Source organism: Streptomyces sp. NPDC079141 (assembly GCF_040686775.1).
Lineage (GTDB): Bacteria > Actinomycetota > Actinomycetes > Streptomycetales > Streptomycetaceae > Streptomyces.
The window spans coordinates 82,193-95,539 of sequence record NZ_JBFBLP010000013.1 but is presented as its reverse complement, the minus strand read 5'-3'; the positions used below and the strand labels follow the sequence as shown (position 1 = coordinate 95,539).

The 13,347-nt window shown below is 70.7% G+C and carries 12 protein-coding genes; 5 read left to right on the top strand and 7 right to left on the bottom strand.

Going from position 1 to position 13,347, the window contains the following annotated elements; all coding sequences use genetic code 11:
* Positions 1 to 30: 30 nt before the first annotated feature.
* From AB0Q90_RS29660 to AB0Q90_RS29645, 4 genes are read left to right on the top strand one after another with little or no spacing between them, the layout of a single operon-like run.
* Complete coding sequence (locus AB0Q90_RS29660) at positions 31 to 1,296, top strand: sugar ABC transporter substrate-binding protein (RefSeq protein WP_363158607.1); 1,266 nt, start codon at positions 31 to 33, stop codon at positions 1,294 to 1,296.
* A gap of 23 nt (positions 1,297 to 1,319) precedes the next feature.
* Entirely contained in the window at positions 1,320 to 2,285 is a 966-nt protein-coding gene (locus AB0Q90_RS29655; RefSeq protein WP_363158608.1) for a sugar ABC transporter permease, read from the top strand.
* Positions 2,282 to 3,154, top strand: coding sequence for a carbohydrate ABC transporter permease (locus tag AB0Q90_RS29650; protein ID WP_363158609.1), 873 nt, complete (start codon positions 2,282 to 2,284; stop codon positions 3,152 to 3,154). The genes AB0Q90_RS29655 and AB0Q90_RS29650 overlap by 4 nt, the downstream gene beginning before the upstream one ends.
* A 27-nt stretch (positions 3,155 to 3,181) precedes the next feature.
* Complete coding sequence (locus AB0Q90_RS29645; RefSeq protein WP_363158610.1) at positions 3,182 to 6,043, top strand: glycoside hydrolase family 2 TIM barrel-domain containing protein; 2,862 nt, start codon at positions 3,182 to 3,184, stop codon at positions 6,041 to 6,043.
* 55 nt (positions 6,044 to 6,098) lie between these two features.
* Here AB0Q90_RS29645 and AB0Q90_RS29640 read toward each other — a convergent pair whose 3' ends face one another.
* On the bottom strand, positions 6,099 to 8,033 hold the full coding sequence (locus AB0Q90_RS29640) for a calcium-binding protein (RefSeq protein WP_363158611.1): 1,935 nt from the start codon (positions 8,031 to 8,033) through the stop codon (positions 6,099 to 6,101).
* Between the two features lie 119 nt (positions 8,034 to 8,152).
* Between AB0Q90_RS29640 and AB0Q90_RS29635 the strand changes: the two genes are divergently transcribed.
* Positions 8,153 to 8,707: a hypothetical protein gene (locus AB0Q90_RS29635; RefSeq protein WP_363158612.1), complete on the top strand. Its 555-nt coding sequence runs from the start codon at positions 8,153 to 8,155 to the stop codon at positions 8,705 to 8,707.
* On the opposite strand, the gene AB0Q90_RS29630 is transcribed toward AB0Q90_RS29635, so the two are convergent.
* The 6 genes from AB0Q90_RS29630 to AB0Q90_RS29605 all read right to left on the bottom strand — a co-directional run bounded on the left by AB0Q90_RS29630 (position 8,697) and on the right by AB0Q90_RS29605 (position 13,341).
* Positions 8,697 to 9,401, bottom strand: coding sequence for a hypothetical protein (locus AB0Q90_RS29630; protein WP_363158613.1), 705 nt, complete (start codon positions 9,399 to 9,401; stop codon positions 8,697 to 8,699). The two genes, AB0Q90_RS29635 and AB0Q90_RS29630, sit on opposite strands and share 11 nt — an antisense overlap.
* 7 nt (positions 9,402 to 9,408) lie before the next feature.
* The gene (locus tag AB0Q90_RS29625; RefSeq protein WP_363158614.1) at positions 9,409 to 10,032 is read right to left on the bottom strand and encodes a sigma-70 family RNA polymerase sigma factor; all 624 of its coding nucleotides are present in this window, start codon (positions 10,030 to 10,032) and stop codon (positions 9,409 to 9,411) included.
* The gene (locus AB0Q90_RS29620) at positions 10,029 to 10,223 is read right to left on the bottom strand and encodes a hypothetical protein (protein WP_363158615.1); all 195 of its coding nucleotides are present in this window, start codon (positions 10,221 to 10,223) and stop codon (positions 10,029 to 10,031) included. Before AB0Q90_RS29620 ends, AB0Q90_RS29625 begins: the two co-directional genes overlap by 4 nt.
* A 306-nt stretch (positions 10,224 to 10,529) precedes the next feature.
* Positions 10,530 to 11,807, bottom strand: coding sequence for an MFS transporter (locus tag AB0Q90_RS29615; RefSeq protein ID WP_363158616.1), 1,278 nt, complete (start codon positions 11,805 to 11,807; stop codon positions 10,530 to 10,532).
* Complete coding sequence (locus AB0Q90_RS29610) at positions 11,804 to 12,382, bottom strand: helix-turn-helix domain-containing protein (protein WP_363158617.1); 579 nt, start codon at positions 12,380 to 12,382, stop codon at positions 11,804 to 11,806. The genes AB0Q90_RS29615 and AB0Q90_RS29610 overlap by 4 nt, the downstream gene beginning before the upstream one ends.
* Positions 12,383 to 12,450: 68 nt before the next feature.
* The gene (locus AB0Q90_RS29605; RefSeq protein WP_363158618.1) at positions 12,451 to 13,341 is read right to left on the bottom strand and encodes a potassium channel family protein; all 891 of its coding nucleotides are present in this window, start codon (positions 13,339 to 13,341) and stop codon (positions 12,451 to 12,453) included.
* Positions 13,342 to 13,347: the final 6 nt, after the last annotated feature.

The window sequence follows — 13,347 nt, the reverse complement described above, 5'->3', positions numbered from 1 at the left end:
GCAAGCCGTACGAGAGACAAGGACGTCAGCATGTCGGCATCGAGCAACCGCAACTGGGACCGCCGCACTGTTCTGCGAGCCGCCATGGGCCTGGCCGCCACCGGCGGACTGGCCGCGTGCGGCGGCAACAACGGCCGTGGAGGCGGGTCGGGTTCGGGCACCAATCTGGTGCAGTACTTCCACGCCTACGGCGAGGCGGGCACCGAGCAGGCGATCAAGAAGTACGCGAAGGCCTACGACAAGGCGAACGTGACCACGCAGTGGATCACCGGAACGAACTTCGAGAGCAAGCTGTTCTCCGCCCTGCTCACCGAGAACGCGCCGGACGTCTTCGAGTTCCACCCGCAGATCCAGCTGGTGCGCAGCGGCCAGGTGGCCGATCTGAGCGACATCATCAACCCGGTCAAGGACGACTTCAACCAGGCCGACATCGCCTCGCACACCATCGACGGGAAGATATGGGGCGTCCGTATGATCGACGACCCGCAGTTCTTCTACTACCGCAAGTCGATGCTGGCCGACGCGGGCATCGAACCGCCCACCACGCTCGACGAGTTGGTCGAGGCGGCCGCGAAGCTCACCACCGACAAGGTCAAGGGCGTCTTCCTCGGCAACTCCGTCACCCCGGTGATGAACCCGCTGATCTGGTCGACGGGCGCCGACACCCTCGACGACAAGAACCAGATCGCGTACCACACGGACGCGGTCGCCGACGGTCTCGGCAAGCTGCGGACGATGTTCAAGGACGGCCACATGCTCCTGGACGCGCCCGCCGACTGGTGGGACCCCTCCGCCATCACCCAGGGCCTGGTGGCCATCCAGTGGTGCGGCATGTGGGCGATGCCGGTGATCGAGAAGGCCCTCGGCGACGACGTCGGCATCATCCCCTTCCCCGCCTCGGGGTCGGCCGGCAAGCAGGCGGTCACCAACGGCGGCTGGTCGATGTTCGTCAACGCCAAGTCCAAGCACCTGGACGAGGCGAAGGAGTACGTCAAGTGGCTGTGGCTCGACCAGCAGCAGTACCAGGAGGACTGGGCGCTGTCCTACGGCTTCCACATCCCGCCGCGCACCTCCCTCGCCCAGTCCGCCGACAAGCTCAAGTCGGGTCTGGCCGCGGAGGGCGTCAAGCTCTTCAACGAGTTCGGGCACTTCGACAACCCGGCCTGGACCCAGGCCATGATCGTCGCCCTTGAGGGCGTCGTCGCCGACACCGTGCGCAAGGGCGGCAACCCCGAGGCGGCGCTCGACAAGGCCGACAAGACGGTCAACCGCGAGCTCAAGAAGCTCTTCGGATAGGCCGGCGGAAAGAACACCACGACATGTCGACGACCACCGCGCACGGTGTCGCCAAGAGCCCCGCCGCCGACGAGACCCCCGTGGTCCCGCGGCGGCGCGGGGTCCGCGGGCGCACCCTCAACTTCTGGCTCTTCACCGGACCGTTCCTCATCGGTCTCGTGATCTTCGTCTACATCCCGATCGGCTGGAGCGCGTACCTCTCCTTCTTCGAGGCGCGCTACACCGTCACTCCCAGCGAGTTCATCGGGTTCGAGAACTACTCGTACATGCTCACGAACGACAAGTTCGTCGAGTCCCTCATCACCTTCACCGTCTTCGCCGCCATCGTCGTGCCCATCACCTGGGCGCTCTCGCTGGGCCTGGCGCTGCTGGTGCACCGGATCCGCTTCATGAAGGCGTTCTTCCGGTCGGTGTTCTTCCTGCCCACGGCGGTCAGCTTCGTGGCCGCCTCGCTGATCTGGAAGATGTCCGTCTTCAGCGGCGTCCGCTTCGGCCTCGCCAACACCGTGCTGAGCTGGTTCGGCGTGGAGAACATCGCCTGGCTGGCCGACCCCAACCCGCCCTGGTACTGGCTGGTCATCGTCACCGTACGCCTCTGGCTCCAGTCCGGCTTCTACATGATCCTCTTCCTGGCGGCCCTGCAGAACATCCCGCAGGAGCTGTACGAGGCGGCGGCCATCGACGGCGCCAAGCGCGGCTGGCAGACCTTCCGGTACGTGACCCTGCCCCAGCTGCGGGCCACCTCCACCGCCGTGATCCTGCTGCTGCTCGTCGCCGCCTACCAGGCCTTCGACGAGTTCTTCAACCTGCTCGCCAAGACCACCTGGGGCCGTCCCCCGCTGGTCGAGCTGTACTACACGGCCCTCGGCGAGAACCAGGACTACGGCGCCGGCAGCGCGGGCGCCATGATCCTGACCCTGCTGATCTGTATGGTCACCCTGCTCCAGGGGAAGATCATGGGCTTCGGAAGGGGTGAGGAGTCCAAGTGACCACCACCACGCCCACCACCGGCAAACCGCGGCGGATCAAGCGCGGCAGCGTGGTCGGCTCCGCCGGCCTGTACGCCGCCACCGGCTTCGCCGCCTTCCTCTTCCTCGTCCCCTTCTATCTGATCGTCCGCAACGCCCTGTCCACGGACGCCGAGATCACCGGCGAGAACTGGAAGTTCTTCCCCACCGACATCCAGTGGGGCAACTTCACCGAGCTCTTCGACGACCCCACGGTCCCCTTCGGCCAGTCCCTGTGGAACTCCGCGGTCGTCGGCGTGCTGCACACCATCGGCACCCTGCTGGTGTGCTCGCTGGCCGGGTACGGCCTCGCCCGCATCCCGTACCGCCACGCCAACAAGATCTTCTACGCCGTCCTGGTCACCCTGATGGTCCCGACCGCCGTCACCTTCGTGCCGAGCTTCGTCCTCGTCTCGTCGCTCGGCTGGGTCTCCACCCTGCGCGGACTCGTCATTCCGGGCCTCTTCAGCGGTTTCACCTGCTTCCTGTTCCGGCAGTACTTCCTCGGGTTCCCCAAGGAACTGGAGGAGGCGGCGCGGGTGGACGGACTCGGCTACTGGGGCGCGTACTGGCGCGTCGTGGTGCCCAACTCGCTGAACTTCTTCGCGGCCATCGCGACCATCACCTTCATCAGCGGCTGGAACGCCTTCCTGTGGCCCCTGGTCATCGGCCAGGACCAGGAGGCGTGGACGGTCCAGGTCGCGCTCTCCTCGTACATGACCAACCAGACAGTCAACTTCCATCTGATCTTCATGGCCACGGCCATTTCCATCCTGCCCCTGGTGTTCGTGTTCCTGTTCCTCCAGCGCTGGCTGGTGCAGGGCGTCGCGCAGACCGGCATCAAGGGCTGACGCCCTCCTCTCAAGACCTGGAGACCGATGTCTTTCCGCACCACCTCCCCCTCCGCCGACTACGTCGAGGACGTCTCCCCCGGCAGCGGGGCCCTCCCACCCCGCGCCTGGTATCCGACGTCCGACGCGAAATCCCTTTCCCTGAACGGCAGTTGGCGGTTCCGCCTGTCGGCGACGGCGGACGCCGAGGACGAGGCGTTCGCCGCCGAGGGGTACGACGCCGGGGACTGGGCCGAGGTCGCGGTCCCCGGCCACTGGGTCCTCCAGGGACACGGCGCCCCCATCTACACCAACCACCTGTACCCCTTCCCGGTGGACCCGCCGCACGTCCCGACGGAGAACCCCACCGGTGACCATCTGCGCGTCTTCGACCTGCCCGAGGACTGGCCGTCGGACGGCGGCGCGACCCTCCGCTTCGACGGCGTCGAGTCCTGCGCCCGCGTCTGGCTGAACGGCACGGACATCGGCGAGTTCAAGGGCTCCCGCCTGCCGCACGAGTTCGCGGTCGGGCATCTGCTCAGGCCGGGCGGCAACGTGCTCGCCGTCCGTGTGCACCAGTGGTCGGCCGGCTCCTACCTGGAGGACCAGGACCAGTGGTGGCTGCCGGGCATCTTCCGTGATGTCACCCTGCTGCACCGCCCGGCGGGCTGCGCCCTCGACTTCTTCGCGCACGCCTCCTACGACCATGTCACCGGCGAGGGCACCCTGCGCGTCGACTCCGACGTCGACGGCCGCGTGAGCGTCCCGGACCTCGGTATCGACATCGCCACCGGCGAGTCGGCGACGGTGGCCGTCCAGCCGTGGACCGCGGAGACGCCGAAGCTGTACGACGGCGTGCTGGCGACCGAGGGCGAGCGCGTCCCGCTGCGGATCGGCTTCCGTACGGTCGCCCTGGAGGACGGCCTGATCAAGGTCAACGGCAGGCCGGTCCTGTTCAGGGGCGTCAACCGGCACGAGTGGCACCCGGACCGGGGCCGCGCCCTGGACCTGGAGACCATGCGCGAGGACGTGCTGCTGATGAAGCGGCACAACCTCAACGCCGTCCGCACCTCGCACTACCCGCCGCACCCGGCCTTCCTCGACCTGTGCGACGAGTACGGCCTGTGGGTCATCGACGAGTGCGACCTGGAGACCCACGGCTTCACCGAGCAGGGCTGGCGGGACAACCCCTCCGACGACGACCGCTGGACCCCGGCCCTGCTGGACCGCGCCGCCCGGATGGTCGAACGCGACAAGAACCACCCGTCGATCGTCTTCTGGTCCCTCGGCAACGAGGCCGGCACCGGGCGCGGCCTGACCGCGATGGCCGAGTGGATCCGCGGCCGGGACCCCGAGCGGCTCGTGCACTACGAGGGTGACATCAACTGCCGGGACACGGACGTGTACTCGCGGATGTACGCCTTCCACGCCGAGGTCGAGACAATCGGCCAGGGCCTGGACGGCGGCACCCACAAGCGGCGTCAACTCCCCTTCATCCAGTGCGAGTACGGGCACGCCATGGGCAACGGCCCCGGCGGGCTCGCCGACTACCAGGAGCTGTTCGAGAAGTACGAGCGGATCCAGGGCGGCTTCGTCTGGGAGTGGATCGACCACGGCATCCGCCACCCCGGGCTGGGCTTCGCCTACGGCGGCGACTTCGGCGAGGAGCTGCACGACGGCAACTTCGTCTGCGACGGGCTGGTCTTCCCGGACCGGACACCGTCGCCGGGGCTCGTCGAGTACAAGAAGGTCATCGAGCCGGTCCGGATCGAGGGCGACGGCGCGGACGGCACCGTACGCGTGGTCAACAAGTACGACTTCGCCGACCTGTCGGAGCTCGCCTTCGAGTGGTCGTACCAGGTGGACGGCGAGACCGTGGAGTCGGGCACGCTGTCGGTGCCGGCGCTGGCGCCCGGCGAGTCGGCCGACGTGAAGCTGCCCGAGCCGCCCGACAGCCGGGGCGGCGAGGCGCAGTGGACGGTACGGGCGCTGCTGGCCGCGGACACCACATGGGCGGCGAAGGACCACGAGGTGGCGTGGGCCCAACTCCCCGTGACCGGGCGGGTGAAGCCGTCCGTCGCGGCGAGCGGCCGCCCGGACGCCGGTGACCGCCTGATCCACCTCGGCCGGGCCTCCTTCGACGCGCGCACCGGCGCGCTGAAGACCGTCGGCGACGTGGCGGTGACAGCGCCCCGTCTGGACGTGTGGCGGGCGCCCACCGACAACGACGAGGGCGCGGAGTGGCAGTCTGACACCCGCTACGGGACGCTGTGGCGCACGCTCGGCCTGCACCGCATGCAACACCGCCTGGACGGCGTCGAGTTGAGCGAGAACGCGCTCACCGTGCGGACCCGGGTGGCGCCCGCCGCCCGGGAGTTCGGCCTGAGCACGGTCTACCGCTGGACCTCCGACGGCGACCGGCTGAGGCTGACCGTGTCGGTGACGCCGGAGGGCGACTGGACGGTGCCGCTGCCCCGGCTCGGCATCCGGTTCGGGCTCGCGAACGCCGATGCCGTGCAGTGGTTCGGCGGCGGCCCCGGCGAGGCCTATCCCGACACGAAGTCCGCCTCCAGGCTGGGCCGTTGGCACTCCTCCGTCGACGACCTGCAGACCCCGTACGTCCGCCCGCAGGAGAACGGCGCGCGCGCCGACGTCCGCTGGGTGGAGCTCGGCGGTCTGCGCGTCGAGGGCGACCCGGAGTTCTGGTTCAGCGCGCGCCGCTGGACCAGCGAGCAACTGGACGCCGCGGGGCACCTGACGGACCTCGTGCCGGGCGACACGGTCTGGGTCAACCTCGACCACGGCCAGCACGGCATCGGCTCGCAGTCCTGCGGCCCGGGCCCGCTGCCGCAGTACCACCTGCGGGCCGAGCCGACCACGTTCTCCTTCACCTTCTCGGAGGCGATCTGAGCGACGTCAGGGCCGGGCACCGCCAGGTCGGCGGGCCCGGCCCTGACGCCGTCCCCTACGGGCAGCTGATGCGGGTGTCCCCCGTGTCGGTCGTGCAGGTGTCGCTGCCGTAGCCCCCGTTCGCCGTGTCGTTGCCCGACACGTTGTCCACGGTGTTCAGGCGGTCGTTGCCGTAGCTCCCGATCAGGTTGTCGTTGCCGGGCCCCCCGTTCAGCGTGTCGTCGTGGAAGCTGCCGTTCAGGCTGTCGTTGCCGTACCCGCCGTACACCGTGTCGTAGCCGTAGCTGGCGTTGATGCTGTCGTCGCCGCCGAGGCCGCAGATGACGTCGGCGCCGTAGGTGCCGGTGATGGTGTCGTTGCCGCTGGTGCCGATGCGGGTGCAGCCGCGGGCGTTGTTGACGGTGGTGGTGACCGTGGCGGTGTTGTTCCCGGTCGTCGGGTCGGTCTGGGTGGCGCTCACCGTCGCCTGCTGGGTGAGGGTGCCGGTGGCCCGCGGCTCGGCGACGACCGTCACCGTGGCCTGGGCGCCCGGGGCGAGGGTGCCCAGGGTGCAGGACACGGCCGTGGTGCAGGTGCCCTGGGAGGGCGTTGCCGAGATGACCGTGCCCGCGGGGCCCGTGAGCGTGTCGGTGAGGGAGACGCCCGTGGCCGCGATGGTCGTGCTCGTGTTGGTGACCGTCACCGTGTACGTCGCCCGGTCGCCGATGCTGACCGTGGCCGTGCCGGACTTGGTGACCGACAGGTCTACCCCGGGCGGCGGCGGGGTCGCCGTGCCGCCCAGGAAGCGGACCAGGCCGCGGTCGTCTCCGCTGCTGCCGAACGTGACGATGTTGCCGTCGTCCTGGAGGGCGACGCCGAAGATCTCGTCGTAGTAGGTGAAGTCGGCGCTGGCCCGGCCGCCGCTGCCGAAGCCGCTGTCGAGGCTGCCGTCGGTGTTGTAGCGCACCAGGTTGAAGTCGGTGCTGCGGACACCGCCCGTCACGATCTTTCCGTCCGGCTGCAGCACGAGGTCGTGGGCCGCCTCCAGCGTGCCGCCGAAGTCCGTGGTCACCCGGCCGCCCGTGCCGAAGCCCGAGTCCAGGGTGCCGTCGGGGTTGTAGCGGGCCAGGGCGACGTCGAAGCCGGTGCGTCCGGCGGCGACGATCCGGCCGTCGGGCTGCACCGCCACTCCGCGCACCTCTTCCTCCCCGGCGAACGCCGTGGTCACCCGGCCGCCGGTGCCGAAGCCGGTGTCCAGGCTGCCGTCGGTGTTATAGCGGGCGAGTGCGAAGTCGGAGCCGCTGGTTCCCGCGCGGCCCGCGACGACGATACGGCCGTCGGGCTGGAGGGCGAGGTCCTGGCCCGCCGCACCGCCCGCCTCGAACGACGTGGTCACCAGGCCGCCGTCGCCGAAGGCGGGGTCCAGGCCGCCGTCGGGGAGGTAGCGGGCCACCGCGAAGGCACCGCCCGCCCGGCCCGCGGCCACGATCTTCCCGTCGCTCTGCACGGCGACGGCCTGCACCTCGCTCGGGCCGCCGAGGTCCGTCGTGAGCCGGCCGTCCGTGCCGAAGCCCGTGTCCGGGCTGCCGTCCGGGTTGTAGCGGGCCAGCGCGAAGGCGTAGTTGCTGGATCCCGCCACGACGATCCGGCCGTCGCCCTGGACCACGACCGCGTTCGCGTAGTCCTCGGCGCCGTCGAAGTCGGTGAGGACCTCGCCGCCGGTGCCGAAGGAGGTGTCGATGCTGCCGTCGGTGTGGTGCCGCATGACGGAGAAGTCGGTCGTGAGCCAGCCCGCGTCCTGGCTGAGACCGACGGTGACGATCTTGTCGTCGGACTGGAGAGCGAGGTCGTATCCGGTGGAGACGAGGCCGTTGTAGACGTAGACCTTGCCGCCGTCGCCGAAGGAGGGGTCGAGGTCGCCGGGGGCGGCGAGCGCGCCGCCGGGCGTGGCGACCACCAGCCCGAAGGCGCACACGGCTGCGGTGCACAGCCGGGAGAGGAGAGTGGACATGTGCTCAGCGTCCGGATCCGGTACGGCGGTTTCCTCAAGTGGGCCGTGCGGTGGGCCAAGTGGCGCGCACACTTCCCCCCGCCCGGGTGACGGATCCGCGCCGGGCTACTCTCGGCCGAATGGAGGATCAGCGTGCTCGGGCGTACGCCGCCGAGGGCGTCGTGTGGTCCCGGCTCGCCCGGCTGTTGCCGGACGCCGGGGACGTCGACGAGGTACAGGGCTGCTGGGACATCGGGGAGCAGGAGGCGGGCCTGCACGTCCTGGTGGACCGCCTGCTCCAACAGGGGCTGACGGTGGGTGAGCCGGAGCGGGCCGAACTCGCCGTGATGGCCGAGCAGTGGGGCGAGTGGGACCAGCTCGGCGCGGGGATCGCGGCGCTGCCGTGCGGCACCGGGCGGCCGGCGCGGCTGCGGGTCTTCGAGGACGGGGCCCGGGACACGATTCCCCACCCCGCCGGGGAGGCGGTGCTGGTGCCGTGGATCTCCTGCGAGCCGTGCGGCCGGGTGCTGGCCCGGGCTCATGTGCAGGAGGAGTGGGGGGCCTTGTCGTACCTCGCCGTGTCCTACGTCGTCCTCGCCCCCGACGGCGCACGGCTGGAGTTCGACGCGCAGGAGGAGGCGGCGGCCTGGTCGGCGCTCGGCGCCCTTCGGGCGGGGTGCGGCCTCACGTCGTGACGAGGTCCTCCCAGTGGTCGGCGAGGGCGGGGATCGGCTGCGGAACGGGGCCGAGGCCGCCGTCGTAGGGGGCGGCGAGGTCGTGCACCGCGTCTTTGAGCGCGCGTTCGGACAGGCCGGGGGGCGGGGCGGGCAGGGTGTAGTGGACGGTGGGGCCGCCGTCGGTGACCGCGTGGTGCGGGACGGGCGTGTAGCCGTTCCAGCCGATGCCGTTGAGGCGGTGGATCTGGTCGGCCCAGTGCTGGGCGTCGCGCATGTCGCCGTGGCGCAGGTGGAGCAGGTACAGGCACAGCGCGGCGGTGACGCTGCCGGCGCCGGCGCCGTACTGCCACCAGAACTGGGCGCCCTCCTCCTGGTCGGCGAGGTAGAGCAGACAGGCGAAGGGCAGGGCGCCGTCGGGGTCGCGGCTGGCGTCGAAGGCGGTGATGCGGTGGGCGGCACCGTCGTGGTGGACGGTGCCGCGGCACAGCTGGCGCAGGTCGTGCGCCGCCTGTTCGTGCAGGGCGGCGGGTGCCGGGTGGGCCCGTCCGCCGCCGGTCGGCAGAGCGGCGTGGAAGAACCGCACCCAGCGCAGCTCGTGCAGGTGGCGGGCGACGCCGTGCCGGGCGGACTCCAGGTCGGCGTCGGTGTACTCGCCGCGGAAGACGCGAGCCCGGCTCAGGGCCTCCTCGATGCTGCGCGGGGTGCGGCTCATGGGTGGGTCACTCCTTGTCGTCGTCGGCGGTGGCGTCGGTCCGGTACCCCATGGCGGCAGCGAGCCGGTGTTTGGCGGTGCGGCGGGTGGAGCGGACGGTTGCCTCGCTGATGCCCAGGATCAGGGCGGTCTCACGGGTGTCGAAGCCGAGCGCGTCGCGCAGGACGAGCACGTCGAAGTGGCGTTCGCTCAGCCGGGTCATCTCCCGGTACAGGCCCATGCCCTCCTCCAGTTCGGCGATCTCCTGTCCGTACTCGGCGTGGAAGGAGGAGCGGAAAGCCCCGAGCAACGGCGCGCTGGCGGCGCTGATGGCCCGGGCGAAGGCCAGGGTCTCGGTGGTGGCCGGACTGCGGCCCTGCGCCGCGAGTTCGGTGTGCACCCGCTGCTTGAACAGCGCCCAGGCGTACGCGCCGGGGTTGTCCATCACCCTCAAACGCCCCCAGACGGTGGCCAGGTAGACGAAGGTGCTGGTCACCAGTCGGCGGGCCGCGACGGGGTTGCCGAGGTGGATCCGGCTGTACTCGAACAGCGCCCGGTCGTAGCGGGCCTGGAACGCCCAGAACTCGGGCGGCATGACGGACGGGGGCGGGGGGATGGTGGGTCCTGCCGGGTCGGGGGTGGGGCTGGTCATCGGCTGCCTCCCAGGGTGCGGGAGGCCGTGGGGGCGGGTGTTGCGGCGGGCTGCGGCTGGTCGCTCAGGGCGGCGGCCCCGATGCGGACTCCGGCGCCGAGGAGGCGTCGCACTAAGAACCACACGTCGGGCGCGTACGACCGCGCCGCGGCGGCGATGGCCAGCACAAGGCTGACTACGTCGTAGTTCACAGTGGATGTATTCCTTCGCTTTCCGTCGGTGCCGTACCGCTCCGTCCCCCGTGTCGTCGCGGGCCGGACACCTAGAGCCTCGTTGCTCTGGAAAACAGATAAGCGGATCCACCCCGGCAAACGTGCAGCCCGTCGAACAGATCTTTCTAACGGAAGGTAGCCCTCCGCCTACTGTTGGGTAGCCCCGGCTTTGCGGTCGCTCACCGCCACCCCCGCCGAACTGGGACTCTGTCGGAACCGAAGAACTCCGAACGCCATTTGCGCGAACGTGACGCCACAGCAGTCACTTTGACAGTGTGTCGCATCTCACGTTTGCCCGTACGCGGTATCAGTCGGTCCGTTCAGGGAGCGGATGCGGAGGATCGGTGAGGGCAACAGCCAGAGCACGCACAGGGCCCCGCCGACGGCGGCGACGACCAGCGTCCCGCGGAGCCCGATCAGGGACGCGAGCGCTCCGCCGGTCAGTGCGCCCAGGGGGCGAATGCCGTAGTTGACGGTGCTGTAGGCCCCGGCGATCCGGCTGCGCAGTCCGTCGGGGATGACGGACGCCTGGAGCGAGTTGAGGTTGATGTCGAACAGCATCACGCCGAAGGCGGACAGGAAGTAGGCGCCGCCCAGGACGCCGGCACGGAGCACGAGTGAGCCGTCGGCCGCGGCGCCGAGCGCGAAGGGTGCGGGGAACAGCACCGAGCCCACCGCGATGCTGGGGCCCACGCCGATCCGTCGCGCTATCGCGGGCGCCGCCACGGCCCCGAGGAAACCCCCGCTCGCTCCGATCCCGAACGCCAACCCGATGACCCCCGGGGCGAGTTCGAGCACTCGGTCGGCGAACAGCACCAGCAGCCCGGTGCCGGCAAGGAAGGTGAAGAAGTTGACGGTCGTGGCGCAGCCGAGGCTCGCCCGCAGCACCGGGTGCCGGACGATGAACGACAGCCCCGCTCCGGCCTCCCGCAGCAGCGAGGTGCGGGGACCGCCGACGACCGCCGGTTCGTCGACCCGGACCCGCCCCACCAGCACCGCCGAGGCCAGGAAGGACAGGACGTCGGCGACGACCGCCACGGGCGCGGAGAGGGCCTGCACGAGCCCGCCGCCGGCGGCCGGACCGGCGACGTAGGACACCGAACGGCTGGCGCTGAGCTTGCTGTTGGCGTCCACGTACGCCGAGGGCGGCACGAGATGCGCGAAGACGGCCGAGTAGGCCGTGTTGAAGACGACGGCCGCGACACCGGTCAGCAGCGCCACCGCGTACAACTGCCCGAGCGTCACCGCGTCGAGGACGTAGGCCACCGGCAGCGTCAGCAGCACGGCCGCGCGCACCACATCGGCAACCACCATCAGCCGGCGCTTGCCGACGCGCCGGTCGACCCACGCCCCCAGCAGCAGAGCGGCCAGGTTCGGCAGCCACACCAGCGCGGTCAGCAGGGCCACCTGCCCGGCGGAGGCGTGCAGCACACCCACGGCGATGAGCGGCAGCGCCAGTTCGGAGACACGGTCCCCGAACTGCGAGACGGTCTGCCCGGCCCAGAAGCGCAGGAACCGCCGGTCCCGCCACAGCGACGGTCCGACCGTGACCGTGCCCGTCACTGCGCGGCCTCGGGCAGCGCGTACCCGAGCAGCCGGACACCTCTGGCACCGTCCGGCACATCGGCCGGATCCCGCATCGCGTAGACCGCGACGAGTTCCTCGAACGCGTCCTTGAGGGCGGCCAGTTCGTCGGGGGTGACGACGATCCGGGTGTTGTTGGCCCCCACGACACGCGCCCACTCGGGTTCGAGCCCCGGCGCGGTCTCGGTGATCCACCGCATCGGAAGTTCCGCGGTACGGGCGAACATCTCCCCCGCCAGCACCAGGGCGGCCGCCCGGCCCTCGTCGTCCTCCGGCACCCCCACCCGGAAGCCCCGCGCCACCGCCTCCCAGCGCCGCTCCCGGCGGTCGGTCCCGCCCTCGGCGTCCCGGACCAGCCCGAAGCCCGCCAGATGCCGCAGGTGCCAGCTGGTGACGGAGGGCGTGGCACCCACATGCCCGGACAGCTGGGTGGCGGTGGCGGGGCCGTACCGCTGGAGACGCTCCAGGACGGCGAGCCGTACGGGGTGCGCGAGCGCCCGCATGGTCTTGGGGTCGGTGATCTCGATGTCGCCGAGACGGTTGCCGGAGTCCATGACATGAGAGTGTTCTCTCATAAATTGTGAGAGGCAACTCTCAGATTCTGTACGGGGGTTGTTTTCGGTCAGCCACGCTCGCTGGAGTGAGGGGCCTCTGCGCCGTGGTCCCGCGCGTACGCCGTCAGGATCTGGGGCCGTTGTCCCTGTGTATGCAGGAAGCGTTCGTCGAGGACGGTGGCGAGGTCGTCGAGGGCGGCGGTGAGTACGGCGGAGGCGATGCGGGTGCCGGGGTGTCGGGAGTGCCGGGTCCGGGCGGCCAGGTCGGCGGCGAAACCGATGTTCGGGGCGAGCGCGGTGTCGCCGGTGCCGTCGTGGAAGTAGTACGACTCGGGGTACTGGGCGAAGTCGACGCTGACCCGGGCGATGTCGGCGGCGAGCATGTCCAGCACCCTCGCTCCCGCGTCGGAGTGCAACTCCGCGTCGGTCAGTCCGGCGCGCCGCAGATGGCGGATGCGCAGGGCCAGCGTCCGGCGCCGGGCGAGGGCGGGGAAGATGCCGAGGACCCAGGAGACGGTGGCGGTCAGCAGCGCGAATCCGATCAACGCCTCCAGCGGTGCCACGACCCGCAGCCAGCCCTCCGCCGGGGCGATGTCACCGAGGCCGAGGGTGCCCACGATCACCAGGGAGATGTAGAGGGCGTCCACCGGCCGGGAGTGCTGGGCCGGCTCCAGCCCACCGGAGAAGACGAAGCCCTCCGGCATGTGCGGCCAGTAGACCAGCGCCCAGCCCACGGCCACCCCGCAGGTCCACATCGCCACCACGCACGCCATGCCGAGCGGCCCGGCGACTCCCGCGGCGCGCCGTCGGGGACTGGTGCGGGCGGACAGCCGCCACAGTGCCGTTATGACGACCCGGCTCAGCCCTCCGTGCCGGGTCGGGTGCCACAGGGTGTGGAACACATCGCGCAGGATGACCATGACCACCACCGCGCCGACCAGCGAGATCCACCAGGTCATGCACCC